Here is a 24620-nt window from a genome sequence, read left to right as displayed (position 1 = left end):
TCCAGTCGTTCCCCGTCACCGCAATGAAGGCGGCTGCATATGAATCTGCGTGACCTGAAATATCTGGTAGCCCTGGCCGACCACAAGCACTTCGGCCGCGCTGCGACGGCGTGTTTCGTGAGCCAGCCAACGCTGTCCACCCAGATCAAGAAACTCGAAGAGGAGCTCGGCGTTTCGCTGGTGGAGCGCGCGCCGCGCAAGGTCATGCTGACCCCGGCCGGCCGCGAAGCCGCTGTGCGTGCGCGCAGCATCGTGGCCGAAGTGGAACAGATGAAGGAAGCTGCACGTCGCAGCCAGGATCCGGAAGCAGGGACCGTGCGTCTGGGCATCTTCCCCACCTTGGCGCCGTATCTGTTGCCGCATGTGGTGCCGGCCATCCGCCAGCGGTTTCCACGACTGGAACTGCTGCTGATCGAAGAAAAAAGCGACCAGCTCATGCACCAGTTACGCGAAGGCCGCCTGGATGCCGCATTGCTTGCGCTGCCATTGCAGGACGACCAGCTGCATGCCGAATTTCTGTTCGAAGAACCCTTCGTGCTGGCGGTGCCGGAAGGCCACCCGCTGTCGCGTCACGACAGCATGACGCTGGACGATCTGTCCGAGCAGCGCCTGTTGCTGCTGGAAGATGGTCACTGCCTGCGCGAACAGGCGCTGGATGTGTGCCACCTAGCCGGCGCGATGGAAAAATCCGAATTTCAGGCCACCAGTCTGGAGACCTTGCGGCAGATGGTGGCGGCAAATGTTGGCGTCACCTTGTTGCCGCTGCTGGCAGTCAAACCGCCGGTGGCACGTTCGGAAAACATCCGCCTGATTCGCTTCCGCGAAGACAAGCAGCCCAGCCGCCGTATCGCCATGGCCTGGCGGCGTAGCTCGGCGATGACCGCGTTTCTGGAGCAGCTATCGCAACTGTTCAAGGAACTGCCCGAGAGTCTGTTCACGCTGGATCAGGCTGCGACCGGCCCGAAGGCGGTTGCGGCTTAGGGATTCGGGATTCGGGATTCGGGATTCGGGCGCATCACAGCTGCGCTCGCTTGATGCAACACTGCTGGTATTGAACGAAGGCGACGCAAGTGTGTCGCCTTTTGTTTGTCTGGTGTTTACTGGTACGCCATGCACAACCTTTGTGTTGTGGAGCTGGCTTGAAACACTCGACAGCAAGCAAGCGGCGGACGTTGCGCCTGGCATGCATACGTTCTACCGCATCACCGCTCACTTGATCGAAGCGGCATCCTCATCTAGGTCGCCACGGCATCATTGGTTAGCGCGCGATACCTCGGGCTCGCTCGGACGCCGCGGAATTCCACAGCGCGGCCCAGTATTGCGATCCGCCCATGGCGCCCTCATCTCTCGTGTGCCGCTTGCCGTGTTGGCGAGCCGTATTCGTCAGGAGACTGCCATGACTTCGCAACACCACAGCGGCTTGCCGCCATCCATTCTGGTATCCAGCCACGACCTTGCCCGGCTTGAGGCATTGCTCGATTCGCCGAGCTTCAACAAGCATCCCGCCGCTACTGCGCTGAGCGACGAACTGGGCCGCGCCCGCGTGCTGCCGCCCGACCAGATTCCTGGCGATGTTGTCACCATGCACTCACGCATCGAATGCGAAGACCAACTGCATGGCGAACGGCATACGCTCACCCTCGTGTATCCGCATGAGGCCGATGTGCAGCACGGCCGCATCTCGGTGCTTGCGCCGGTCGGTAGTGCGCTGCTCGGCCTGTCGGTTGGCCAGAGCATCGATTGGCGCACCCCTGACGGGCGTGACCTGCGCCTGCGTGTGACTGCCGTGCACGACCAACCTGCAGCCGCGGGCGACTTCCGGCGCTGAGCGCGCTAACGTAGCGCGCTGCGTCCTATCCCCGACCCGTTCCACGATTCGAGAGAACCCGCATGACCGCATCCCCCTCCAAGCTCGCCCAGCTGCGTGAACTGTCCGTCGTCGTTGCCGACACCGGTGACTACGACGCCATCAAGCGCCTGCAGCCGGTCGACTGCACCACCAATCCCACCCTGGTCAAGAAAGCGCTGGATCTGCCTGTCTACTCGGACCTGCTCGAGCGTGAACTGGCCTGGGGTCGCGAACACGGCGGCGACGATCGCACCACCACCGTCAACGAAGTGGCCGACCGCCTCACCATCGGCGTGGGCGTCAAGTTGTCCGCACTGGTGCCCGGCCGCGTCTCCACCGAGGTCGATGCCGACCTGGCATACGACACCCAGGCCACCATCGCCAAGGCACGCAAGTTCGTTGCGATGTACGCCGAGCGCGGCGTGTCCAAAGACAAGATCCTGATCAAGATCGCAGCGACCTGGGAAGGCATCGAAGCTGCGCGTCAGCTGCAGCTGGACGGCATCGACTGCAACCTGACGCTGATCTTCAACCGTTCGCAGGCACTCGCCTGTGCGGAAGCCGGCGTGTTTCTGATCTCGCCGTTCGTGGGCCGCATTCTGGATTACTACGTGGCGCAGGGGCAGACACCGGCCAGCATCGACGAAGACCCGGGTGTGGTGTTCGTGCGTACCGTCTACAACGAGTTCAAGCAGCGCGGTTCGTCCACCGTGGTCATGGGCGCCTCGTTCCGCTCTACCGCGCAGATCGAAGCATTGGCCGGTTGCGACCGCCTGACCATTTCGCCGGACCTGCTGGAAAAGCTCGATGCCGAGCATGGCGAGTTGCCGCGCAAGCTCTCGCCGGCCAAGGCCGGCAACGCCCAGATCACTCCGATCGACAGCCACAGCTTCGCTTCTGGTCTGGCCGCCGACCCGATGGCCACCGAAAAACTGGCCAGCGGCATCGACACCTTCGCCAAGGACTTGCACGCACTGCGCAAGACCATCGCCGACAAGCTCGCCCGCTGATCGCAGCAAAGTGGTTCTGCAACATCGACGCCTGCAGCTTTCTGGCTGTGGGCGTTGTCGTTTGTGGGGTCTGGCGTTGGTGGGATTGACGGCAGAATTCACGTAGTTCGCAGAGATGTTGAAAGATCCTCGGCGGCACCAGCGCGCAATGCCTCGCCCACCCTCATCGGACCGTCTCGATATCGGCATCTGCTAGTGCGTCCATGCCTGCACCTACAGTTGTATCGAAACTTGCAGCTGGCGCCACAGCTGTACATGCCACGCACACAGACGGTCGACCACAAGACCCAGCATGGTGGCGACCGTGCCGAGCACCCGCCCGGACCGACCGCCGTCTGCAGCGATACATCTCTGCACATATCGCTTACACCAGGTGCGCGCGCACTGCCTAGAATCCGGGTTCCCTCAACTGGCGCAACGGACATGGCAAACATTGCAGTGGTGATGGTCGACGGCGTGGCCGATTGGGAAATCGGTGTGGTACTGCCGGCGGCACGCGAATGGTTCGGCGACCAGGTCGCCGTCGCCAGCATCGACGGACAGGCGGTGCAGTCCATCGGCGGCCTGCGCATCACGCCAGAATTTGCCCTTTCCGATCTGGCGCCGCTTGAGTCCGATCTATGGATTCTGCCTGGCAGTGAGCGCTGGCAGGCCGGCGAGATTCCTGGGCTGAGCGGCTTGCTGGTCGAGCGCGTGCAGCAGCAGCGCCCGGTTGCCGCGATCTGCGGCGCCACCCTCGCCTTCGCCTATGCAGGCCTGCTGGATGAGCGCGCGCACACCAGCAATGCATTGGCATTTTTGCAGGAGCATGTGGTGCCCTACGCGGGCGCGGCGCACTATCGCCACGAAAAAGTCGTCAGCGCCGATGGCGTCATCACCGCACCTGGCACCAGCCCGGTGGGCTTTGCGCTGGCTTGCATGCGGCAATTGCATCCCGAGCGCACTGACACGCTTGCGCAATTGCGTGGCATGTTTGCCGGTGAATTCGTGTAATCGAACCGATTCAGGCCAGAATCACCAAGCCGGTCTTTGCACCACGCGCCATCGCGACTCAATCGCACCGTTGATGTCGCACCGAGCAGCTGCGGGTTTGTACTGAACCGGTTTTCTGCATCACTTTCCGTGGCGACGCGTTAATTCTGATCGCTGCACAGCTTCACCGGGGTCGATTCGACTCATAGACGCATGATGACATCGCCCATGCCTGCCAACGCCGCTCAAAAAAAGATGGCCACGCCGTCTCCGACGTAGCCATTCAAGTTGCCTGGCATGCACTCCCATGCGCTGCCTGAGCGTGATAACGCTGCCTGTCACTGTTTGCCATCGGCGCGCTGCCACGCTCATGTGGATGACAGCGCTTCAATCCGGCCCGCCTTTCCGTCAGGCATCCAGCCCGATCGGGCAGCTCACTCCCGTGCCGCCAAGCCCGCAATAACCATTGGGGTGCTTGGCGAGATATTGCTGGTGAGCGTCTTCGGCGTAGTAGAACGTGGGCGCCGGGAAGAGGATCTCCGTGGTGATTGCGCCATATCCGGCTGCGGCCAGCTGTTGCTGATACGCATCGCGGCTGGCAAGCGCGGCGGCGTACTGCGCCTGTGTGGTGCAGTAAATCGCCGAGCGGTATTGCGTACCGACATCGTTCCCCTGCTGCATGCCCTGGGTGGGGTCGTGACTTTCCCAGAAAGTGCGCAGTAAGTGTTCGAACGACACTGCCTGTTCGTCGAACACCACCAGCACTGCTTCGGTGTGGCCGGTCTGGCCTGAACACACTTCCGAATACGTTGCGTTCGGGGTCTGCCCGCCGGCGTAACCCACTGCCGTGGTGTACACCCCTGACACGTTCCAGAACTTGCGTTCTGCGCCCCAGAAGCAGCCAAGCCCGAATTGCACCTGGGCCAGGCCGGTGAACTCACCACGCAGCGGATGACCGTTGATCAGGTGCGTGTTGTGTAGCGGCAGCGCTTGCTCGCGCCCGGGCAGTGCCTCGCCCGGACGTGGCATACGTTGTTTGAAGGCGCCGATTCCCAGCATGGTGCAACTCCGCAATCGTGAGGATTGCCTGCTGGATGGCGCCGGCCGGAGCCGCTTTCAAGCCTACCTGGCCAGCGCCTGTCGCCCACGCCGCATTACTTGGCCTTGGCAACCGCCGCGCGTGTATCCACTTCCGGCATCGCCGAGCTGTGGTGGTTGATGATCAGCCACTTGCCGTCGCGCTTTTCGTACACGAAGGTGTAGCGGGCCTGCACGTTGCTCTTCCTGCCGTCCTTGTCGGTCAGCGTGAAGGTGTACACGCCGGCATCCACGGCGCTGTCGTCATCGAGCAGGCGCACGGTGCGGTAATTGACCACGCCCTGCGGCTTCTTGGTCAGGAACATTTCGAAGTAATTTTCGATCTGCTCGCGCGAGGCGCGCACTTCGTTGGAGACGGTCGGCAGCAATACGCTGTCCGGGGCTTACAGATCGGCCACCTCGTGCGGGTTGCCGGTGGCCAGCGCCGCGTTCCAGGTGTCGAACAGCGCAGCCACTTCGCGCTCTTCGCCGCCGGCCGGCAGCATGGCCTTGTCGGTGTAATGCATCACGCCGCCAGCCAGCGCCGGGGTGGCAGCCAGAGCCAGAACCAGAGAGAAAAGTGTGCGACACATGGGGTGTCTCCGTGTGATTGATGGGGTGCCTCATCGGGCAGGCGCAGTATCGAAATCAAGCGGCCCCAACAATTCTGCCGAATGGCATATGCTCAAATATGCTGATCGGCCTAGAGATAAATCATGGAAACCCCCACTAATGCTGGCGATTGGCGCCTAACCTTACGCCGCGAAGCCTCCGACAGTGCGCGCTGGCAGGCGCTGTGGGAAGCCGCCGTGGCACTGCGCCAGGCACAGAGCCCCGAGCAGGCCTGCGATGCGGTCCTTGGGCGAGTGCTGCTGTTGCTGGGCCTGGAACACGGCGCGGTGCTGGCGCAGCGTGGCCCGCGCGCGCAGGTATTGGCCAGCCGCGGCCGCGCATTACCGCCGGGAGCCAGCGCTGCAGGTGACGGCCATGAAGCAGGCTGGCTGATGCCGCCGCGCCCTGCAGACATCCGCGAAGCCAGGGTGCCGATCCATGCGCTGGGCACCACCCACGGCATGCTCTGCGTGGCCTGGAACGAGAGCCGCCCAGCACCCGGCAACGACGATGTGCAGGCGCTACAGGCATTCGCGCTACTACTGCCGGCGATGGTGGCTGAGCCCGCCAAACCAATCGCCACGCGGCGGCGCAAACCAGTGCAGGACGATCGTCTGGGCGCGCTGAGCAAGCGCGAAAGACAGGTATTGTCGCTGCTCCCGCGCGGACTCACTAACGCAACCCTCGCAGCTGAACTGGGGATTGCTCCGGGCACGGTGAAGGTGCATGTGGAGCGAATCCTGCAGAAACTTGAGGTAAAAGATCGCACCCAGGCTGCGGTGTACGCGGTTCAATCCGGACTTGCGCTATGAATGCAGTGGCAATGCGTTGGAACGATTGGCCGATTACCCGCAAAAGCCTGGCGGTCGTTACCCTGCCATTGCTGTTGCTGGCCGTTGCATTGATGGCGATCTACAGCGTGGAACGGCAAAATATCGCCGCCGAAAACGACGTGCGGCAGACCCTGAAAGTGCTGAGCGATCTGTACGAAGCGCACGCACTATTAGCCGAAACTGCGGCTGGCGTGCGCGGGTATCGGCTGGTGCGGCGCGATGAATTCCTGACCCCGTATCGCGATGCCGAGCCGCGCCTGCAACGCGTAGTCGACCGTCTGTCGCAACGCATCACCGACCCCACCCAAGCGCAACGCTTTGCGCACATCAAGCCACTTTTTGCCGAAAAAATGCAAGGTTGGCGCCGTTTGCTGGCCCCGGATCTAAGCCGCGAGGAAGAAATTCGGCAGCTGTGGGACGGCAAGTACAAGCTCGACATCCTGCGTGCGGAATTGCGCGAGCTACGCAATTAAGAAACCGCACAATTGCAGGCACGTACTGCCAAGGCGCAAGGGCTGCGGCAGCGCAATCTCATCATCACCTTAAGCGCAGCGATGCTGGGCGGCCTGGGTGCCGTGTTTGCGGTGGCATGGTTCGCTTCCGCCTTGTCCGGGCGCTTGCGCACACTGGCCGCCAACGCCGACCGCTTAGGCGAAGGCCTGCCGCTGGCACCGCAACCGCGTGCCGACGATGAATTAGGCCAGGTCGGCCAACGTTTGGCGCAGGCCAGCGAACTGCTGGCCGCACGCGCAGCCGAAGCGCAGCTGGCGCGACGCGAGGCCGAGACCGCCAACCGGGCAAAAACCGAATTTCTCTCGCGCAGCAGCCATGAATTGCGTACTCCGCTCAACGCGATTCTGGGCTATGCGCAGGTGCTGGAAATGGACCTGCCCGAGCCCGGTCATCGCCGGCATCTGCAGCATATTCTCGGTGCCGGCAGGCATTTGCTCGGATTGATTACCGAGCTGCTGGACATCGCACGTATCGAAGCCGATCAGCTGGATCTGAATCCGGAACCCATCTCTGTCCGTGCCGCTGTGCACGAGGCGCTGGGCTTGATTGCACCGGATGCGGACAAGTACGGCATCACACTGCGACCGTCGTCCATCGACGGGCCATGGACGGTGCGCGCCGATGCGCAGCGGCTGCGTCAGGTGCTACTCAATCTGTTGTCGAATGCGGTCAAGTTCAATCGCACTGGCGGGCAGGTGCAGGTGAGTGCGCAGGCCGATGGCGAGCAGGTGCGCATCACGGTCGCCGACCAGGGCGCAGGACTGACGCCGGCGCAGATCGAGCGACTGTTCACACCGTTCGAGCGGTTGGGCGCCGAGCGCTCGGCCGTGGAAGGTACCGGTCTGGGTCTTGCGCTGAGCAAGCGCTTGATCGAGGCGATGGGCGGGCAGATCGGCGTGGACAGCAGCAGCGATGGCGCGCGGTTCTGGATTTCGCTGCCGCAGGGCGAGCATCAGCACAGCGAACCGACGCGTCCCCTGTTGCCACCAAGCAATGCCGGCAGCGGCATGTGCCGGCTGCTGAGCATCGAAGACAACCCATCCAACCAAGCCTTGATCCGCACGCTCACCGAGCGTCGCCCGCAATGGCAGCTGCTCGAAGCCGCCAGCCTGGCGCAGGCACGTGAGCTGTTGCAGCACGGCGCGCCGGTTCTGATTCTGCTGGACCTGCACTTGAGCGATGGCAACGGCGAAGAGCTGTTGCGCGAGTTGCAGGCGCAACCAGCAACGGCAGCCATCCCGGTGGTGGTGATCAGTGCCGACGCCACGACTGCCACGCTGGCACGCGTCGGCAATCAAGACGTGCGCGCCTATCTGACCAAGCCGCTCGATGTGGCGGAATTTTTCACTGTAATCGACAGGTTGCTGGCATGACACGCGACGAAATTCTCGGTTCCCGCATCCTCATCGTCGACGACGAACCAGCCAACGTGCGGCTGCTCGAAGACCTGCTGCAACGCGAAGGCTTCCAGCAAGTGATCGCCACCACCGATCCGCTGCGGGTGATGGGGCTGGTCTCGGCGTTTGCGCCGGACCTGATCCTGTTAGACCTGAAAATGCCCGAACTGGATGGCTACGCGCTGCTGGAACAGCTGGCGCGGCTTTCCGACCCTGGCCAGTTTTTGCCGGTGATCGTGCTCACCGCCGACCCCAGCCGCAGCGCACGTCACCATGCCCTGGGCCTGGGAGCCAAGGACTTTTTGACCAAACCGCTGGACACCTTCGAGGTCGCTTTGCGGGTCTGGAACGTGGCCGAAACCACCGTGTTGTTCAAGCGCCTGCGTGCCTTGGCTGCACCGGATGCAGCGCCGCCGGGGTGGCGTCAGCAGAGTTGAGTTGGAGAGCGGACGAGCTGCGGCTTCGTTGCAGAGCCCTTGCCCGCCCACCATCGCGGGACACGCTTCAAGTACGTCATTGTAAGCTCCGTGGCGGCATCCGTGCCGCCAAGGGTCCCGCGACGGTGGGCGGGCAAGGACCAGTCAGGCTGGTCGGTGCGCAGAGTTTCAACAAAGCAATCAGCAAGCTGGTCAGCGCGGTTTCGTGCTCCCCAGAACCACCAACCCACTGTCTGGCGCGGTGCCCTCACCGATTGCCGGCCAGATGGACGGGCCTACGGCGTGTCCCGCCAGCGGTGAGGGCACCGCGCACTCGGCCAACTCAGCACAAGCCAGCTACCCGTGGCGCGCTCGGCCAACAAGGCTTCGATTTAGAGCAGCTACGTGCGCCTGCATGACCACGCGGTAAGTCGAAATCTCACACCGCCCGCGTGACCTGACCGCACAAGCCGATCTCAGCCAGCACTGCCTGGGCTTGGCTCAAATGCACATCGGCAACGCAGACCTGCAGCACGCCAAAGGCAGGTAGCTCGCCGGCGCCGCCCAGCAGCGATTCGCCAAAGACAAACGCGGTGATGCCGGCATCTTCCAGCGCGTGCTTGGCCAGATGCGCATCAATGATGTGACTGGCGCGGTAGGCGATCTGCATTTTCAGCCACGCTCCGCACTTTCACGCTCTGCGCCGTTGCGCCAATCGCGCAGTGCCGGCAACGCATCCAGTGCCGCCAGATAATCGCCGGCCGCTTCGAACAGTGGTACACCATAGCTGGAAAAACGTAGCGCCACCGGCGCAAACATCGCATCGACGATGCCGAACTGCCCACACAGAAACGGCCCGGCATGGCCGTGTTCGGCGCGCAGACTGGCCCACAACGCCTGGATGCGCGTGATCTCGCGCTCGGCGGCCGCATCCCACTGCGCGGGTCCCGGCGGGCGGGCCAGATTCATCGGCAGCTGGCTACGCAAGGCCGCAAAGCCCGAATGCATTTCTGCAGAGGCAGCGCGTGCTTGCGCACGGGCGGCCAGGTCGGCCGGCCAGCCGCGACCGTCCAGCCAACGCTCGTTGATGTACTCGCAGATCGCCAGCGAATCCCACACGTGCAAGGTGTCGTCCCACAGCACTGGCACCTGGCGTGTGGGCGAATAGCCGGCAATGCGCGCCTGATATTCGGGTGTCGCCAGCGGTAGGGCGATTTCTTCGAACGGCACCTGGAAGTGCCGCAACAGCAGCCACGGCCGCAATGACCAGGAGGACAGAGTCTTGTCGCCGATCACCAGACGAGGCAGTGGCATGGGCAGTGCGCTCCAATAGGGTCGGCGCAGCGTACGCGTCGCGACCGGTAGCCGCCAGCCATGCCCGGCTGCGCGCGACAGGCCCCGCCCAGGAGCCGCCATCGATAGGGCTATGCGCAGCCTCGGGCCGGCGCAGGCGGCATCTTTGCGGCATGGTCAGGGCAAGGCATTACGGGAACTGCGCAGTCTGCAGCCACCGAAACGGCTGGCCGCGCGCGCGTATCGCTCTTGGTCGGCGGTCGCGGCGCTAATGCAGCAGCGCGAGCCACAACCGCGCAGAGCATTGCCAGCCGTGGTGGTCCGTCAAGGTGACCGCGCAGGCCAACCGCAGTGCGACCAGCAGCGGCACCGGCAGCACCCACCTGAGCCGCGGGGGACCCAGCCCGCTGCACCCGCTCAAGACGCTGCCAAACGCAGGCCCGCAGCCCGGCCGCCTACCCCTAACCGGTGCCACCGCCTAAACTTGCGGTTTACCTATTGCTGATGCGCGCATGTCCGAGACCCTAGCCACCGACGCCACCGCCCCGGCGGAGAAGAAAGACTTCATCCGCCAGATCGTCCGCGAGGATCTGGCCAGCGGCAAGCACACGACCATCCGCACCCGCTTCCCGCCCGAGCCCAACGGCTACCTGCACATTGGCCATGCCAAGGCGATCTGCCTGGATTTCGGGTTGGCTGCCGAGTTCGGCGGGCTGTGCAACCTGCGCCTGGACGACACTAACCCGGCCAAGGAAGACCCCGAGTTCGCCGCTGCCATCCAGGACGACGTGCGCTGGCTGGGCTATGAGTGGGCGCAGCTGCGCCACGCCTCGGACTATTTCGAGGTGTATTACCTGGCCGCGCAGAAGCTGATCCGCGATGGCCACGCCTTCGTGTGCGACCTCTCCGCAGAACAGGTGCGCGAATACCGCGGCACGCTGACCGAGCCCGGCCGCAATTCGCCATTCCGCGAGCGTAGCGTCGAAGAAAACCTGGACCTGTTCCAGCGCATGCGTGCTGGCGAATTCCCCGATGGTGCGCGCACGCTGCGCGCCAAGATCGACATGGCCAGCGGCAACATCAACCTGCGCGACCCGGCGCTGTACCGCATCAAGCATGTGGAACATCAGAACACCGGCAACGCCTGGCCGATCTACCCGATGTACGACTTCGCGCATTCGCTCGGCGATGCAGTGGAAGGCATTACCCACTCGCTGTGCACGCTGGAATTCGAAGACCATCGCCCGCTGTACGATTGGTGCGTGGACAAGGTAGACCTGGTCGGTCATCCGGATTTGCTGCAGCCACTGCTGGACAAGGGCCTGCCGCGCGAAGCCGCCAAACCGCGTCAGATCGAGTTTTCGCGCCTCAACATCAACTACACGGTGATGAGCAAGCGCAAGCTCACCGCGCTGGTAGAAGAACAGCTGGTGGATGGTTGGGACGACCCGCGCATGTATACCCTGCAAGGCCTGCGTCGCCGCGGCTATACGCCGGCAGCGATGCGCCTGTTTGTGGACCGCGTGGGCATCAGCAAGCAGAACTCGCTGATCGATTTCTCGGTGCTGGAAGGTTGCCTGCGCGAAGATCTGGACGCAGCAGCGGCGCGCCGCATGGCCGTGATCGACCCGCTCAAACTGGTGCTGACCAATCTGCCGGAAGGCCATACCGAGACGCTGCAGTTTTCCAATCACCCCAAGGACGAAAGCTTCGGCACGCGTGAGGTGCCGTTCGCGCGCGAGCTATGGATCGAGCGCGAGGATTTTGCCGAGGTTCCGCCCAAGGGCTGGAAGCGTCTGGTACCGGGCGGCGAAATCCGTCTGCGCGGCGCGGGCATTGCACGCGTGGATGAGGTGATCAAGAACGCAGCGGGCGAGATCATCGAACTGCGCGGCTGGCTGGATCCGGAGTCGCGTCCGGGCATGATCGGTTCCAACCGCAAGGTCAAGGGCACCATCCATTGGGTCAGCGCGGCGCATGCGGTGGAAGCGGAAATTCGCCTGTATGACCGCTTGTTTTCGGTGGAAAAGCCCGACGACGAATCCGAAGGCAAGACCTACCGCGACCATCTCAACCCAGAATCCAAGCGCAGCGTGCGCGGCTATGTGGAGCCGAGCGCGGCGCAGGCGGCGCCCGAGCAAGCGTTTCAGTTCGAGCGTACCGGCTACTTCGTGGCCGACCGCCGCGACCATAGCGCGGCCACGCCGGTGTTCAATCGCAGCGTGACGCTGCGCGATACCTGGGCCAAGTAACCAAGTCCGAAATACAGCGACGTCCGCTCGAAGCGGGCGTTGCTGCTATCAGGAGCAGGCGGTGATCGCGCCGCTGCGGATGCAGTATCTGCGTCTAATGACGCGCTTTCCCCGGCCTCAGCGCCGACGCGGAGCAATGACTCACAACACATCTGATCCAGCCACGCCAGCAAGTTCGCGGTGGTCACTCATGTACTGGGATGGCATCAGGCGATCAATCAACGCAGTCGATGACCCGAAGCATTCGGCCTGCAGATCACGGCAGCGCAGCGGACTGCAGTAACTTCGTCGATACGACGGTGGCGTCCAAATTTCTACAGCGCGCGCCTTGATCAACCACCTGCCGCACGGCACGCTGCGATGCACGCCCTGAGGAACAGCACGATGCGTGAACGCTTGATGGTCGGTGTCGCCTTCGGAATCGGTGCAGGCGCGCTGTGGGGGCTGGTATTTCTGGCGCCACAATTGCTATCAGCATTTACCCCACTGCAATTGGCAGTGGCGCGCTATCTCTCGTATGGCGCGGTGGCGGCGTTGGTGCTGGCGCCACGCGCGCGACAGACCGCTGCCCGGCTGGGTCGTGCCGAATGGTGGGCGCTGGTGCGCCTGAGCCTGATGGGCAATCTGATTTATTACGTGCTGCTGGGCAGCGCCGTGCAGTGGGCGGGCAGTGCGGCGACCGCATTGATCATCGGGCTATTGCCGGTCGTGGTCACTGTGATCGGCACGCGTGCCGCAGGCGCGGTGCAATTGCGGCGTCTGGCGGCGCCCTGCGTGCTGTGCGTGATCGGCGTGGCATTGGTGGCACTGGATACCGTGAAGGACGACTCCGGCCAGCAAGCGAGCGACCGCCTCACCCGCATCGCCGGCCTGCTGTGCGCGGTGGGCGCGCTGGCGTCGTGGTCGGCCTATTCGATCGCCAATGCACGCTGGCTGCGGCGGCGCCCGGATCTGTCCGTCGGCGACTGGTCGCTGCTCACCGGCGTGGTCACCGGCGCACTGGCGTTGCTGCTGGCGCCCGCCGCCTTGATCGGTAGCGCAGCGCATGCACCGCTCGCATGGGCCAGTTTCTGGGGCGTGTCGCTGATGCTGGGCATCCTGGCCTCGGTGATCGGCAACGCGCTGTGGAATCACTCCAGCCGCGTACTGCCGCTGACCCTGGTCGGGCAGATGATCGTGTTCGAGACAGTATTCGCGTTGCTGTACGGCTTTGCCTGGGAAATGCGCCTGCCCACACTGCTGGAGCAGGCCGCGATCGCCTGCTTGCTGGTCGGCGTGCTGTGGTGCGCGGCACTGCATGCGCCAGCGCGTGATGCGGGCCGCTGAGGCGCATGCGTGACCACGATGCAGCTGTGTCCCGCGGGAACACGCCAGGCACTTTCCTCTGCAATTCACCACCCGCATAGAGCAGCTACGTTTAAGGCAGTGGCGGACTTGATCCCTCAGCGCTCATCGCTGATAGCGAGGCATTGAGCGCCGATCGGACACCGTACGAGCACTGGCGCGTCGCCGCCGTACAAACGCTCGCCTATCCGCCGCTTTCTGCTTGCCGGCACAGATCCCGCCGGCTGCTACCACCGGGCACGCGGCCTGGGCTTACCATGGCCCCTCATATGGTCCGATCGGAGCAGCCGCATGTCCCGTCTTCTGTCCTGGTGTCTGAGCAGCCTGCTGTTGCTGGCCTGTCTTGTCGCGATTGGCTGTGCGGCAACGCCACCGACCGATGCGGCCACGCCGTCATCGACCAGCAGCTCCCGGCCTGCCGGCACCCCGGCGCCGGCCAAACCGATCACCGTCACCACCACCTGCCGCACCGATGCCGATTGCACGGTGAAGAACGTCGGCAACTGTTGTGGCGCGTTTCCGGCCTGCGTCAACGTCAACAGCGCCACCGACCCGAAGGGCGTGCTCGCGCAGTGCCAGGCCAGCGGCATGATGAGCGTGTGCGGCTTCCGCCAGATCAGCGCCTGCCAGTGCGTGGCCGGGCAATGTGCCGCAAAGGACGCGCAGGCCGATACACTGCGCCCCGCCACTCCCCCTACAGAAATGGTCCACTGATGCTTTACGCGCAAGTCCACCTCACCCTGCCCGACTGGATCCACGCGCATGTCGACGACAGCCGCGCCTATCCCAGCGATGAAGACAAGGTGGCGCTGGCGATCGAGCTGTCGCGGATGAATGTGCAGGAGCGCAGCGGCGGCCCCTTTGGCGCGGTCGTGTTCGGCCCGGACCACCGCATCATTGCTGCAGCGGTGAACCGTGTGGTGCCGCAGACCACCTCGCTGGCGCATGCCGAAAACATGGCTTACATGCTCGCCCAACAGCGCCTGCAGACACCGCGTTTGAACGATGTGCTGGCGCCGGTAACGCTGGCCACCTCGGCGCAGCCGTGCTGCCAATGCTATGGCGCCACCGTGTGGGCCGGCATCGACCGCCTGCTGATCGGCGCGCGCGCCGACGACGTGATGGCGCTGACGCAATTCGACGAAGGCCCGTTGCCGGCCGACTGGGTGGGCGAACTGAGCCGCCGCGGCATTGAAGTGGTGCGCGACGTGCTGCGCGACCAGGCCTGCGCGGTGCTGCGCAACTACGGCGAGGGCGGCGGTGACCATTATTGATTTCGCGTGCGCTGCTGGCGCAATGCAGGTGCGGCGATGAGCGGTCTGCTGTGTTACTGCCGCCAGGGCTTCGAACCTGAACTGGCCGCCGAACTGAGCGCACGCGCTGCATTCATCGGCATCGCCGGTTATGCACGTACCCAGCGCAACGACGGCTATGTGCTGTTCGTCTGCGACGAGGCCGCGCAACTTGCTGCCAGGCTGCAATGGCGCGAATTGATCTTCGCGCGGCAGAAGCTGCTGGTGATTGCCGAGCTGAAAGGCATCGACCCCAAGGACCGCATCACCCCGATCCTGGCCGCGTTGGACGGGCAGCAGCGTTTCGGCGATCTGTGGGTAGAACACCCGGATTCGGATGCGGGCAAGCCACTGGCGGGCCTAGCGCGCAGCTTCGGCAATGCGCTGCGCCCCGCCCTGCGCAAAGCTGGCCTGCTCACCGACAAGCCGCAGCCGCGCCAACCGCGGTTGCATATCTGTTTTCTCGACGGCGACCACGCCTTGCTTGCGGTGGCCGACAGCGCCGATAGCGCGCCGTGGCCATTGGGCATTCCACGCCTGAAATTGCTACCGGAAGCGCCGTCGCGCTCTGCGCTCAAGCTCGACGAAGCCTTGCTGACGCTGCTCACTCCCGAAGAACGCGAGGCACTGGTCAAACCCGGCATGCGCGCGGCCGATCTGGGTGCTGCACCCGGCGGCTGGACCTGGGTGCTGACGCGGCAGCACGTGCACGTCACCAGCGTGGACAACGGCCCGCTGCGCGAGCATGTGCTGGAGACCGGGCTGGTGGAGCATCTGCGTGCCGACGGCTTTCACTGGAAGCCTGCGCAGCCGTTGGACTGGATGGTCTGCGACATGGTCGAGCAACCACGCCGCGTCGCCGAACGCATGGCCACCTGGGTACGCGAAGGCTGGTGCCGCAACACCATCTTCAACCTCAAGCTGCCGATGAAAAAGCGTTGGGACGAGACCCGTCTATGCCTGGATCTGTTCGAGCAACAGGCAGAAAAATCATTGATCGTGCGCGCCAAGCAGCTGTATCACGACCGGGAAGAGATCACGGTGCTGGCGATGCGAGATTGAGCTGGGAATCGCGAATCGGGATCGGGATCGGGATCGGGATCGGGGAATCGTAAAAGCGAGTGGCTGCTGGCTGAGTTGCTGCGAGTGCCGATGGGATCAGGAAGGCCCTGATCGAAAGCAGTTGCAATCCGCCATGCATAGTTCAGCTGCCAACTAATGCGCCTTCCATGGCATTGCACACACGCGCAATTGGCAGTCGGCGTCCGCCACAGTCGCCTGGCAGTACTCGCCAAGTGACATACAACGCCTCCGCAGGACCGCTTTGCAAAACCGAGCTGAGCACGCCTGCTTGCTCAGCTCACTGAGTCACCCGCTCCGCGAATGGACAGAGCAGGCCACCCTCACAGCACGATACGCTTGCTGCCCTCGCGCGCCGAGCGATAGATCGCATCGACGATGCGGATGTCGCGCAGGCCCTCTTCGCCCGGCGCACGCAGCGGCGTGCCGTTCATGATCGCCAGCGCGTCTTCGTCCATCTGCAATGCCTGCTGATGCTGCACCTTGGCGTCGAACACGCGTCCATCGCTGGCCTTGCCGGTCACGCCCTGATAGCTCTGGAACGGCGACAACGCGTACCAGCCGCGCTCGCATTCGGCGCGCAGCACATTCATGTTCTTGCCGAAGCTGGTCTTGCACTCGGCACGCACCGCATTCGGAAATTCCAGCGTGAAGTCCATGTGCTCGTCGACTTCATCGAAGAGATCAGGGCGGTCGGTCCAGCGCTTGGCCGTCACTGCCAGCGGCTCAGCACCCACTGTGTAACGTGCAGCATTGAGCGGGTACACGCCCATGTCGTACATCGCACCGCCGCCGAACTGTGACCGCAACCGCCACGGGCGGTCGGCCTTGGCAGTGCCTTGATAGCCGCTGTACCCGGCCTCGGCACGCACGCGCTGCATCGCGCCGAACGGCTTTTCGCTAGCCATCGCAATCAGGCGACGTGTGTTGGGTTCGTGCTGCATGCGGTAGCCGATGGTCAGCGCCACCTTGTTGCGCTTGCAGGCCGCAATCATCGCCTCGCATTCGCCGGCATGCATCGCCATCGGCTTTTCGCACCACACGTGCTTGCCTGCGGCAGCGGCGCGCAAGGTCAGCGGCGCATGCAAGTGCGTAGGCGTGACGATGTACACCACATCGATCTCGCCGTTGTCGGCGATACGATCGAAATTTTCATAGTTGTAGACATTACGATCGGCAATGCCGTACTTGGCCTGCCACTGCGGAATCTTCGACGGGGTGCCGGTGACGATGCCCGCCAGCTTGCAATGCTTGGTCAATGCCAGGCCGGGTGCGAGCTGTTCGCTGGCATAACTGCCCAGCCCGACCAACGCCACATTCAAAGGTTTTCCAGGCTTTTTCTTCGGCACTGCCCACGTCGGTGCAGCGAGCAGAATGCCTGCTCCGCCAAAGGCGGCAAGCAAGCGGCGACGTGTGATCGATTCCACGGACATGCAAACCTCCTTCGCAAGTGATAACAGCCAACCAAACGTCTGCGCAGTCTTCAGACCGATCGCGACGCTTTGTTAGCCGCTCTAGGGCGTACTGCTCGCGCACCTTACTTGATCGCATGTGATCACCGCCATGGTCGCGCAGCAGGTTCTGGCACACTGCTGGCGATCACATCCGGAGTAGCGCACATGACCCTTGTTGGACGTCTTCGTTTTTTGCCGCTGGCACTACTGTTGTCCAGTTCGTTCGTTATCGCCGCCAACAAACCCTTCGTTGCGCGCGATTTGATCGGCGATGGTGCATTCACCCACAATGCCGAAGGGCCCGCCGCTGGTCCGGATGGCGCGTTTTACGCAGTGAATCTGGGCAAAGACGGGACCATCGCACGCATTGCGCTGCAGGCAGACGGCAGCGCGAAGGCCGAGGTATTCGTCACCCTGCCCGACGGCAGCACCGGCAATGGCATCCGCTTTCGCGACGGCACCATGTATGTCGCCGATTACACAGGCCACAACATTCTGCAGGTGAACATGCAAACGCGCGCAGTGAGTACGTTCGCGGAGTTGCCCGATGCCGATGGCCCCAACGATCTGGCGCTGGCGCCCGATGGCAGCTTCTACGCCAGCGACCCGAACTGGAAGGACAACAGCGGGCGCCTGTGGCACATCAGCCGCGACGGCGTGGTGCGGCTGCTGGAAGCAGGCATGACCACACCAAACGGGCTGGATGTCAGCCCCGACGGCAAGCACGTGTATGTCAACGAAAGCATGTCGCGCAAGGTGTGGGTCTATGACCGGACCAGTGACGGCAGCCTGCGCAACAAACGCCTGCTGATCAGCTTTGCCGATTTCGGCATGGACGGCATGCGCTGCGATGCCGACGGCAATCTGTATATCGCGCGCTACGATGCCGGGCAGATTGCGGTGGTGTCGCCACAGGGCAAACTGCTGCGCACGGTTGCGCTGAAAGGCCGCAAGGTCAGCAACGTGGCATTCGGCGGTAGCGATGGCCGGCAGGTGTTCGTCACATTGCAGGACCGCGGCGCAGTTGAAACGTTCAGGTCCGATCACCGCGGGCGCGAAACCGGTCGCTGAAACTGGCGTCTGCGTCGCATTGGTTCTCAGGCCGCGCAACAGTGTCCTGGCATCCTGCAGGTCACCTGTGGAGGACTCCCCATGCAACCGATCGAATTGAAGGACGCGGCCGCCTTTGGCAACGAATTCCTGCGCCTGACCCTGTTGCAGGGGTTTCAGTCGCTGACCAAGCGTGACCTGGAATTGTTGATCTTCGTACTGCTCGAGCGCGACGGCGCCATCTCGCGCAACAGCTCCAACGCCATGGTCGCGTTGCAGTTGCGGGTGACCTCGGCCAAGGTCAAGGCATTGCGGCGCGATGGCTATGCGCGTTGGCGCTCGCTGGTACCCGAAGAAGGCGACGCCGCCATGCAGCGCATCGTTGCCAACGTGCTTACCGAAGACAATCTGCGCTCCGGCGCAAAGCACGTCAGCGAACGCAGCCGCAAGGAAGGCTTTCTGGCGGTGCGCATCGAACATCCCGACGATGCGCAGCAGTTCGAACAAGCCATTCTCGATGTCGGCGCGTTGCCAGTGTACGAACGCAACCGCGAGGTGGTCGCGGTGCGGTTCGACACGCTGCTGAAAATCGCCGAGCGTTGGGGCTATCTGCAACCGGATCCGCAAGCCACCGTGCGCGAATTGCAGAAGCTCACGCCCACCGCAGAAGAGGTCGCGGATCTGCTCAAGAAGGACATCGCGCAGCTGCGCTGGGAAGACGTGCGCCGCGCGCTCAACAGCCTGGGTGCCAAGGCGGTGGCAAGCACTGCGGAGGGCGGCCTGAAGGGCCTGTTGAAGATCGTGTTTCCGTTTATCCCGGGCTGAGCGCAGGCTCAGGGTAAGTCCTGCGCGCTATGCAATGCGCAGGACTCGCCTGTGCCCAACTGCGCAGCGCCGAGACGAACCATATTTGCTCCGATAACCCGATTGAACAAAGCATCACCCGCCACTCTCCGCCACGCACGGTTCCGCACGCACGCAAATCGCCCGCCACGTTCTATGCTTGCAAGCTGTTCTACATCAGGGGGATCTGATGACTACTCGCCGCACCGCCACACGCATTTCCACGCTCGCTCTCTCGCTGTTGCTCTGCACCGCCGCGCACGCACAACAGACGCCCACCCCGGCCAGCAGCTCGCCGCTGATCGATGTCCCCAGCCCCATCCGCACCCAGTCGCTAGCCAGCGGCGAGGTCACCCACCAAACCGAGCTGGCGCGCCCGCGCGGCGAATCCAGCGTAATCGTGCGTTCGATCCAGCCAAGCAGCGTGGTCGGCAGCTATCACATCGATTTTCAGGCGATGGACACCGATGGCGACGGCCGCATCAGCCGCGCCGAGGCGCAGGCCAACCCTGCCCTGGCCGATGAATTCGACGCGCTCGACACCCATCACAGCGGCTATCTGACCCGCGAACAGCTCGCCGGCTGGCTGATGCAATAATCGTCGCTTCTGCAAGCGCGGCTGTACTACGCAGCCGCGCACAGTGCTTCGCGTAGCGCCATCGCCGCCTCTTGCAGCGCCCGTTTCGGTCGGCTACATTGTATTTAACGGATACAATCTGGACCAGAAAATGACCGCTCGCCTTTCACTTGCTGCCGACCTTGGCTATCAGCTGCAATTGGCTGCGCTAGCCTCTAGCCATGCCGCGCGCCAGGAACTGGCAGAGCTGCAGCTCACTCCGGCGCGCGTGACCGCATTGATCCATATTCGCGATCAACCCGGCTGCGACCAGACCGAGCTGGGTAACCGCCTGCTGGTCAATCGCGCGGCTGGCATGAAAATCGCCAATGCGCTGGCCGAGCAAGGCCTGATCGAACGCCTGGCCGGCCGCGACCGTCGCAGCAAGGGCTTGTATCTGACTGACCTGGGCAAGCGCACGCTGCTGGTTGCGCAAGGCTGCCTGGCGCGCGCGGGCGAACGCACCTGCACGGGCCTGCAGGCCAGCGAGCAACAGACCTTGCTGCGCCTGCTCTGCAAATTGAACGCCAGCGCTGCACTGGAACGCGCCGCCGCATCAGACACCGCGCTGGCCGAAGCACTCTGAGCACATCAACACACCAGCACTCTCACGACTTGAAGGAGACGCTTCTTGAACGAGCATGACGTGGTATCGGTTCGCATCGAAAACCGCATTGCCTGGGTGAAGTTCGCACGCCCCGACAAGCGCAACGCGATGAGCCCGGCGCTCAACCGCCGCATGATGGACGTGCTGGACGAGCTGGAATTCGACGACAACGTCGGCGTGTTGGTGCTCGGTGGCGAAGGTACCGCCTGGTCGGCCGGCATGGATCTGAAGGAATATTTTCGCGAAACCGAAGCGCAGGGTCTGCGCGGCGTGCGTCGCTCGCAGCGTGAATCGTATGGCTGGTTCCGCCGCCTGCGCTGGTATCAGAAGCCCACCATCGCCATGGTCAACGGCTGGTGCTTCGGTGGCGGCTTCGGCCCGCTGTTCGCCTGCGATCTGGCGATTGCCGCCGACGAGGCACAGTTCGGCCTGTCGGAAATCAACTGGGGCATCCTGCCCGGCGGTGGCGTGACCAAGGTGGCGGTGGAATTGCTTTCCATGCGCGATGCGATGTGGATGACGCTGACCGGCGAAATGGTGGATGGCAAGAAGGCGGCCGAATGGCGCCTGGTCAACGAAAGCGTGCCGCTGGAACGTCTCGAAGCGCGCACCCGCGAAGTGGCCGAGCTGCTGCTGCGCAAGAACCCGGTCGCACTCAAGTACGCCAAGGATGCAGTGCGCCGCGTTGGCACCATGACCTACGACGAAGCCGAGGATTATCTGGTGCGCATGCAGGAAGCGGCCAACTCGTTCGACAACAACGCCCGCAAGGAAGGCATCCGCCAGTTCATCGACGAGAAGAGCTACAAGCCCGGTCTGGGCGAGTACGACCTCAGCAAACGCAAAGCGTAAGCGCGTCCTACGGCGTCCGAAGTGGTGCGCGTTAGGCGCGCATCGCTGGCGCTGCCAGTGGTTTTCTGCACCGAGGAGGGAGTATGGAAGCCTTATCCCAAACGCTGCGCGGGATCGCCGCGCGCAGCCCGCTGGGCTTGTTCATCGATGGACAATGGCGCGCAAGCACGGGCGATCGCCAGGTCGATGTGATCGCGCCGCATACCGAAGAACGGCTGCTGCGCTACACCGAACCCTCGCATGCAGATATCGAAGCGGCCGTTGCCGCTGCACGCAGCGCATTCGACAATGGCCCCTGGCCGCAGCTCTTCCCGCAAGAGCGTAGCGTGGTACTCAAGCGGGTGGCCGACCACTTGCGTGCACGCATGCCGGAGCTGGCCGAAGCATGGACGGGCCAGGTGGGTGCGGCCCTTGGCTTCAGCAAGCGCGCATCGCAGCAGGCGCCGGATTTATTCGACTACTACGCCGATCTGATTGCCACCCACGCATTCGTCGAACCGCGTGTGTGCCCCAATGGTGGGCGCGTGCATGTGGTGCAGGAACTGGTCGGCGTGGTTGCGGCAATCACGCCCTGGAACGCGCCGCTGGTACTGCTTTGCTACAAGGTCGCCGCCGCGCTGGCGGCTGGCTGCACAGTCGTGGCAAAGCCCTCGCCGGAAACGCCGATCGATGCCTACGTCCTGGCCGAGCGCATCAGCGCTGTCGGCGTGCCGGAAGGCGTGTTCAATCTGCTTCCCGCCGGCCGCGGGGTGGGCGAGCGACTGATCCGCCATCGGCATGTGGACAAGGTCAGCTTTACTGGCTCTACCCAGGCGGGGCGCTTGATCGGCATCGCCTGCGCCGAGCGCCTGGCGCGGGTTGGTCTGGAGCTGGGCGGCAAATCGGCGGCGATCATGCTGGAAGATGCCGACATCGCCAAGGTGCTGCCCACCTTGGTGCCCTATTCCATGCCGATCGCCGGGCAGGTGTGCTTTTCGTTGACGCGTGCTGGTGCCGGCGCAGCGCCGCGAGGAGATGCTGCAGGCGCATTGCGCGGCATTGAGCGCAGTGAAACTCGGCGACCCATTTGCTGCCGACACCAGCATGGGTCCATCGGCGTTGGGCCGCCAGCTCGAACGCGTGCAGTCCATCGCAAAAGGCAGTGCCGAAGGCGCGCGCCTGGTCAGGGGCGGTGGCCGCCCGGCGCACTTGCCGCGCAGCTTCTTTGTCGAACCGACGGTGTTCTCCGAATTCAAACCGGACATGACCATTGCGCGCGAGGAAATCTTCGGACCGGTGGTGAGCTTCATCGACTACCAAGACGAAGCCGATCTTATCGCCAAAGCCAATGCCAGCGACTACGGTTTGCACGGCAGCATCTACAGCGAAGATGCCGAACGCGCCTATCGCATCGCACGTCGCGTGCGCAGTGGCAGTCATGCGATCAATGGCATGTGGGTAGACATCAGCATGCCATTCGGTGGCTTCAAACAGTCGGGCATCGGTCGCGAAGGCGGTATCGAAGGTCTGCATACTTTCCTCGAAACCAAAACCGTATATCTGAGCTAGCGCACGTCCCAACAAGCGTGCGCGCTTGATGGGCTGCAATTTCGCCGAGTGAGTGCTCACCGCTTGCATGCTGTGTGCCGGCGTGTTGGATGCCTGCAGGCGAAATTTGCACACCAACTCTCCGATGCGTTTAAACCTTCCACACGCAGCAGTCGCACGCACACCAGTCACTTCCTAATTTTCCAGAAGACAGCGCCATGGCCATGCCGACCGACTCGATCGCTTTCCACGCCCGTCTCTCGCCGCAACAGCTCGCCGCACGCGATCTCTTGCTGGGCATCGAATGGACCTACGCCGAACTCGACGCGTTGGTCGGCCGCCTGGCTGCCATGCTGCGCAGGCGTGGTTGCGTCGATGGGCAGCGACTCGCGGTACTGGCACGCAATTCGGTGTGGCAAGTGGCATTGCATTACGCCTGCGGGCGGGTTGGTGCGATTTATGTGCCGCTCAATTGGCGGTTGAGTACCACCGAACTGGATGCGTTGCTGCAACGCGCCGAGCCACGCCTGCTGCTGGGCGGCGATGTTGCCGCCGGTCGCATGGACGTGGAAGCCTTGGTGGATTTCATCGCAAGCGCCGATGCCCTGGAGCCCGCCGACACACCATCGATTCCGCCCGAACGCGTCAGCCTGATTTTGTTCACCTCCGGCACTTCCGGTAAGCCCAAGGGCGTGATGCTGAGCGAGCAAAATCTGCAACACGCCGCGCATAACTTCGGCGTCACCACGCGCGTGGACGCACGCAGCAGTTTTCTGTGCGAAGCGCCGATGTTTCACATCATCGGCCTGGTCACCAATGTGCGCCCGGTGCTGGCAGTGGGTGGCTCGATCCAGGTGTCCAATGGCTTCGAGCCCAAACGCACGTTGGGCTGGTTCGCCGACCGTTCGTTGGGTATCACCCACTACGTCGGCGTGCCGCAGATGATGCAGGCATTTCGCAATCAGCCCGGCTTCGATGCAGCAGCGCTGCGTCATCTCACCGCATTGGTCAGCGGCGGTGCGCCGCACGCCAGCGACGATCTGCTCGGCTGGCTGGACGATGGCGTCCCGATGGTCTGCGGCTTCGGCATGAGCGAAGCGGGCACGGTGTTCGGCATGTCGGTGAACTCCGATGTGATCCGCAGCAAGCTGGGCGCGGCTGGCATTGCAGCACCATCGGTGCAGACGCGCGTGGTCGATGACAACGGCAACGACTGCCCAGCACGCGTTCCCGGTGAACTGCTCTTGCGCGGCCCCAACCTCAGCCCTGGTTACTGGCGCGACCCGCAGGCCAGCGCCGACGTGCTCGATAGTGACGGATGGTTCCGTACCGGCGATATCGTGCAACGCGATGCCGACGGCTTCTTCTGGATCGTCGACCGCAAGAAGGACATGTTCATTTCCGGCGGCGAGAACGTGTATCCGGCAGAGATCGAAGCGGTGCTCGCCGATCACCCGAGCATCCGCGAGTGCGCCGTCGTCGGCATGGCCGATCAGCAATGGGGCGAAGTGGGCTATCTGGCGATCGTGCCGGCCGATGAGGTACCGGATCTGGAAGAAATCCGTAGCTATCTGATCGCACGGCTGGCCAAGTACAAGGTGCCCAAGCACCTGCGAGTGGTGGACGCATTGCCGCGCACCGCAACCGGCAAGTTGCAGAAGGCCCATTTGAAGGATGCCTTGGCCAATGAGAACTGATATGCCATCGCGCACCGCGAACGGCACAACGGGC

21 protein-coding genes and 3 pseudogenes are annotated in these 24620 nt (G+C 63.5%); 19 read left to right on the top strand and 5 right to left on the bottom strand.

Annotated elements, in window-relative coordinates; genetic code table 11:
- Window positions 1-39: 39 nt before the first annotated feature.
- The 4 genes from NX05_RS20385 to NX05_RS20370 all read left to right on the top strand — a co-directional run bounded on the left by NX05_RS20385 (window position 40) and on the right by NX05_RS20370 (window position 3852).
- On the top strand, window positions 40-981 hold the full coding sequence (locus tag NX05_RS20385; protein ID WP_010367395.1) for a LysR substrate-binding domain-containing protein: 942 nt from the start codon (window positions 40-42) through the stop codon (window positions 979-981).
- A gap of 415 nt (window positions 982-1396) precedes the next feature.
- Window positions 1397-1828 carry a nucleoside diphosphate kinase regulator gene (gene rnk, locus NX05_RS20380; RefSeq protein ID WP_010367396.1) on the top strand — a complete coding sequence of 144 codons (432 nt, stop codon included), beginning with the start codon at window positions 1397-1399 and terminating at the stop codon, window positions 1826-1828.
- A 62-nt stretch (window positions 1829-1890) separates the two neighbouring features.
- A complete protein-coding gene (locus NX05_RS20375; RefSeq protein WP_039435860.1) occupies window positions 1891-2859 on the top strand; it encodes a transaldolase in 969 nt (322 codons plus the stop codon).
- A gap of 423 nt (window positions 2860-3282) precedes the next feature.
- Entirely contained in the window at window positions 3283-3852 is a 570-nt protein-coding gene (locus NX05_RS20370) for a type 1 glutamine amidotransferase family protein (protein WP_010367401.1), read from the top strand.
- 387 nt (window positions 3853-4239) lie between these two features.
- On the opposite strand, the gene msrA is transcribed toward NX05_RS20370, so the two are convergent.
- Both msrA and NX05_RS20360 read right to left on the bottom strand, forming a co-directional pair.
- Complete coding sequence (msrA, locus tag NX05_RS20365; RefSeq protein WP_010367403.1) at window positions 4240-4890, bottom strand: peptide-methionine (S)-S-oxide reductase MsrA; 651 nt, start codon at window positions 4888-4890, stop codon at window positions 4240-4242.
- Between the two features lie 95 nt (window positions 4891-4985).
- Window positions 4986-5501 (bottom strand): annotated as a pseudogene (locus tag NX05_RS20360) (SgcJ/EcaC family oxidoreductase).
- A gap of 123 nt (window positions 5502-5624) precedes the next feature.
- Between NX05_RS20360 and NX05_RS20355 the strand changes: the two are divergent.
- The 3 genes and pseudogenes from NX05_RS20355 to NX05_RS20345 all read left to right on the top strand — a co-directional run bounded on the left by NX05_RS20355 (window position 5625) and on the right by NX05_RS20345 (window position 8700).
- Window positions 5625-6332 carry a helix-turn-helix transcriptional regulator gene (locus tag NX05_RS20355; protein WP_010381586.1) on the top strand — a complete coding sequence of 236 codons (708 nt, stop codon included), beginning with the start codon at window positions 5625-5627 and terminating at the stop codon, window positions 6330-6332.
- Window positions 6329-8239 (top strand): annotated as a pseudogene (locus NX05_RS20350) (ATP-binding protein). The gene NX05_RS20355 and the pseudogene NX05_RS20350 overlap by 4 nt, the downstream one beginning before the upstream one ends.
- Entirely contained in the window at window positions 8236-8700 is a 465-nt protein-coding gene (locus tag NX05_RS20345; protein WP_010381588.1) for a response regulator, read from the top strand. The pseudogene NX05_RS20350 and the gene NX05_RS20345 overlap by 4 nt, the downstream one beginning before the upstream one ends.
- Before the next feature lie 418 nt (window positions 8701-9118).
- On the opposite strand, the gene NX05_RS20340 is transcribed toward NX05_RS20345, so the two are convergent.
- Both NX05_RS20340 and NX05_RS20335 read right to left on the bottom strand, forming a co-directional pair.
- Window positions 9119-9349 carry a putative signal transducing protein gene (locus NX05_RS20340; RefSeq protein WP_010367414.1) on the bottom strand — a complete coding sequence of 77 codons (231 nt, stop codon included), beginning with the start codon at window positions 9347-9349 and terminating at the stop codon, window positions 9119-9121.
- Between the two features lie 2 nt (window positions 9350-9351).
- Window positions 9352-9993 carry a glutathione S-transferase family protein gene (locus NX05_RS20335; RefSeq protein ID WP_039435855.1) on the bottom strand — a complete coding sequence of 214 codons (642 nt, stop codon included), beginning with the start codon at window positions 9991-9993 and terminating at the stop codon, window positions 9352-9354.
- Window positions 9994-10484: 491 nt separating this feature from the next.
- Between NX05_RS20335 and NX05_RS20330 the strand changes: the two genes are divergently transcribed.
- From NX05_RS20330 to rlmM, 5 genes are all read left to right on the top strand, one after another.
- Window positions 10485-12224, top strand: a complete 1740-nt coding sequence (locus NX05_RS20330; RefSeq protein ID WP_039435851.1) for a glutamine--tRNA ligase/YqeY domain fusion protein — start codon at window positions 10485-10487, stop codon at window positions 12222-12224.
- A 384-nt stretch (window positions 12225-12608) separates the two neighbouring features.
- Window positions 12609-13550: a DMT family transporter gene (locus tag NX05_RS20325; protein WP_039435849.1), complete on the top strand. Its 942-nt coding sequence runs from the start codon at window positions 12609-12611 to the stop codon at window positions 13548-13550.
- A 309-nt stretch (window positions 13551-13859) separates the two neighbouring features.
- Entirely contained in the window at window positions 13860-14282 is a 423-nt protein-coding gene (locus NX05_RS20320) for a hypothetical protein (protein WP_039435847.1), read from the top strand.
- Window positions 14282-14842 carry a nucleoside deaminase gene (locus NX05_RS20315; protein WP_010367427.1) on the top strand — a complete coding sequence of 187 codons (561 nt, stop codon included), beginning with the start codon at window positions 14282-14284 and terminating at the stop codon, window positions 14840-14842. Before NX05_RS20320 ends, NX05_RS20315 begins: the two co-directional genes overlap by 1 nt.
- 36 nt (window positions 14843-14878) lie before the next feature.
- A complete protein-coding gene (gene rlmM / locus NX05_RS20310; protein ID WP_010367428.1) occupies window positions 14879-15922 on the top strand; it encodes a 23S rRNA (cytidine(2498)-2'-O)-methyltransferase RlmM in 1044 nt (347 codons plus the stop codon).
- 341 nt (window positions 15923-16263) lie between these two features.
- Here rlmM and NX05_RS20305 read toward each other — a convergent pair whose 3' ends face one another.
- A complete protein-coding gene (locus tag NX05_RS20305) occupies window positions 16264-17373 on the bottom strand; it encodes a Gfo/Idh/MocA family protein (RefSeq protein WP_017121538.1) in 1110 nt (369 codons plus the stop codon).
- A 186-nt stretch (window positions 17374-17559) separates the two neighbouring features.
- Here NX05_RS20305 and NX05_RS20300 point away from each other — a divergent pair, with 186 nt between their 5' ends.
- From NX05_RS20300 to NX05_RS20270, 7 genes and pseudogenes are all read left to right on the top strand, one after another.
- A complete protein-coding gene (locus NX05_RS20300; protein ID WP_039435845.1) occupies window positions 17560-18465 on the top strand; it encodes an SMP-30/gluconolactonase/LRE family protein in 906 nt (301 codons plus the stop codon).
- Window positions 18466-18546: 81 nt separating this feature from the next.
- A complete protein-coding gene (locus tag NX05_RS20295; protein ID WP_017121540.1) occupies window positions 18547-19269 on the top strand; it encodes a hypothetical protein in 723 nt (240 codons plus the stop codon).
- A 208-nt stretch (window positions 19270-19477) separates the two neighbouring features.
- Window positions 19478-19885 (top strand): EF-hand domain-containing protein, encoded by a 408-nt coding sequence (locus NX05_RS20290; RefSeq protein ID WP_017118488.1) that lies wholly within the window; start codon window positions 19478-19480, stop codon window positions 19883-19885.
- A 130-nt stretch (window positions 19886-20015) separates the two neighbouring features.
- Window positions 20016-20489 carry a MarR family winged helix-turn-helix transcriptional regulator gene (locus NX05_RS20285; protein WP_010367437.1) on the top strand — a complete coding sequence of 158 codons (474 nt, stop codon included), beginning with the start codon at window positions 20016-20018 and terminating at the stop codon, window positions 20487-20489.
- A 45-nt stretch (window positions 20490-20534) separates the two neighbouring features.
- Window positions 20535-21362, top strand: coding sequence for a p-hydroxycinnamoyl CoA hydratase/lyase (locus NX05_RS20280; protein WP_019300564.1), 828 nt, complete (start codon window positions 20535-20537; stop codon window positions 21360-21362).
- 83 nt (window positions 21363-21445) lie between these two features.
- Window positions 21446-22910: pseudogene (locus NX05_RS20275) on the top strand (aldehyde dehydrogenase).
- Between the two features lie 197 nt (window positions 22911-23107).
- On the top strand, window positions 23108-24586 hold the full coding sequence (locus tag NX05_RS20270) for an AMP-binding protein (protein WP_039435841.1): 1479 nt from the start codon (window positions 23108-23110) through the stop codon (window positions 24584-24586).
- Window positions 24587-24620: the final 34 nt, after the last annotated feature.

It is taken from the genome of Xanthomonas vasicola, from assembly GCF_000772705.2.
In the GTDB taxonomy this organism is placed as follows: domain Bacteria; phylum Pseudomonadota; class Gammaproteobacteria; order Xanthomonadales; family Xanthomonadaceae; genus Xanthomonas; species Xanthomonas vasicola.
Note: the sequence above shows the minus strand (reverse complement) of the source record. Positions and strands in the feature narration are given on the sequence as shown.

What these genes read in the sequence shown, in the direction of transcription:
- NX05_RS20385 (WP_010367395.1), top strand. Translation starts at nt 40, where the DNA reads ATGAATCTGCGTGACCTGAAATATCTGGTAGCCCTGGCCGACCACAAG.
- NX05_RS20325 (WP_039435849.1), top strand. Translation starts at nt 12,609, where the DNA reads ATGCGTGAACGCTTGATGGTCGGTGTCGCCTTCGGAATCGGTGCAGGC.
- NX05_RS20295 (WP_017121540.1), top strand. Translation starts at nt 18,547, where the DNA reads ATGCAACCGATCGAATTGAAGGACGCGGCCGCCTTTGGCAACGAATTC.
- NX05_RS20320 (WP_039435847.1), top strand. Translation starts at nt 13,860, where the DNA reads ATGTCCCGTCTTCTGTCCTGGTGTCTGAGCAGCCTGCTGTTGCTGGCC.
- msrA (WP_010367403.1), bottom strand. Translation starts at nt 4,890, where the DNA reads ATGCTGGGAATCGGCGCCTTCAAACAACGTATGCCACGTCCGGGCGAG.
- NX05_RS20300 (WP_039435845.1), top strand. Translation starts at nt 17,560, where the DNA reads ATGACCCTTGTTGGACGTCTTCGTTTTTTGCCGCTGGCACTACTGTTG.
- NX05_RS20375 (WP_039435860.1), top strand. Translation starts at nt 1,891, where the DNA reads ATGACCGCATCCCCCTCCAAGCTCGCCCAGCTGCGTGAACTGTCCGTC.
- NX05_RS20335 (WP_039435855.1), bottom strand. Translation starts at nt 9,993, where the DNA reads ATGCCACTGCCTCGTCTGGTGATCGGCGACAAGACTCTGTCCTCCTGG.
- NX05_RS20355 (WP_010381586.1), top strand. Translation starts at nt 5,625, where the DNA reads ATGGAAACCCCCACTAATGCTGGCGATTGGCGCCTAACCTTACGCCGC.
- rlmM (WP_010367428.1), top strand. Translation starts at nt 14,879, where the DNA reads ATGAGCGGTCTGCTGTGTTACTGCCGCCAGGGCTTCGAACCTGAACTG.
- NX05_RS20285 (WP_010367437.1), top strand. Translation starts at nt 20,016, where the DNA reads ATGACCGCTCGCCTTTCACTTGCTGCCGACCTTGGCTATCAGCTGCAA.
- NX05_RS20345 (WP_010381588.1), top strand. Translation starts at nt 8,236, where the DNA reads ATGACACGCGACGAAATTCTCGGTTCCCGCATCCTCATCGTCGACGAC.
- NX05_RS20270 (WP_039435841.1), top strand. Translation starts at nt 23,108, where the DNA reads ATGGCCATGCCGACCGACTCGATCGCTTTCCACGCCCGTCTCTCGCCG.
- NX05_RS20340 (WP_010367414.1), bottom strand. Translation starts at nt 9,349, where the DNA reads ATGCAGATCGCCTACCGCGCCAGTCACATCATTGATGCGCATCTGGCC.
- NX05_RS20330 (WP_039435851.1), top strand. Translation starts at nt 10,485, where the DNA reads ATGTCCGAGACCCTAGCCACCGACGCCACCGCCCCGGCGGAGAAGAAA.
- NX05_RS20290 (WP_017118488.1), top strand. Translation starts at nt 19,478, where the DNA reads ATGACTACTCGCCGCACCGCCACACGCATTTCCACGCTCGCTCTCTCG.
- NX05_RS20315 (WP_010367427.1), top strand. Translation starts at nt 14,282, where the DNA reads ATGCTTTACGCGCAAGTCCACCTCACCCTGCCCGACTGGATCCACGCG.
- NX05_RS20370 (WP_010367401.1), top strand. Translation starts at nt 3,283, where the DNA reads ATGGCAAACATTGCAGTGGTGATGGTCGACGGCGTGGCCGATTGGGAA.
- rnk (WP_010367396.1), top strand. Translation starts at nt 1,397, where the DNA reads ATGACTTCGCAACACCACAGCGGCTTGCCGCCATCCATTCTGGTATCC.
- NX05_RS20305 (WP_017121538.1), bottom strand. Translation starts at nt 17,373, where the DNA reads ATGTCCGTGGAATCGATCACACGTCGCCGCTTGCTTGCCGCCTTTGGC.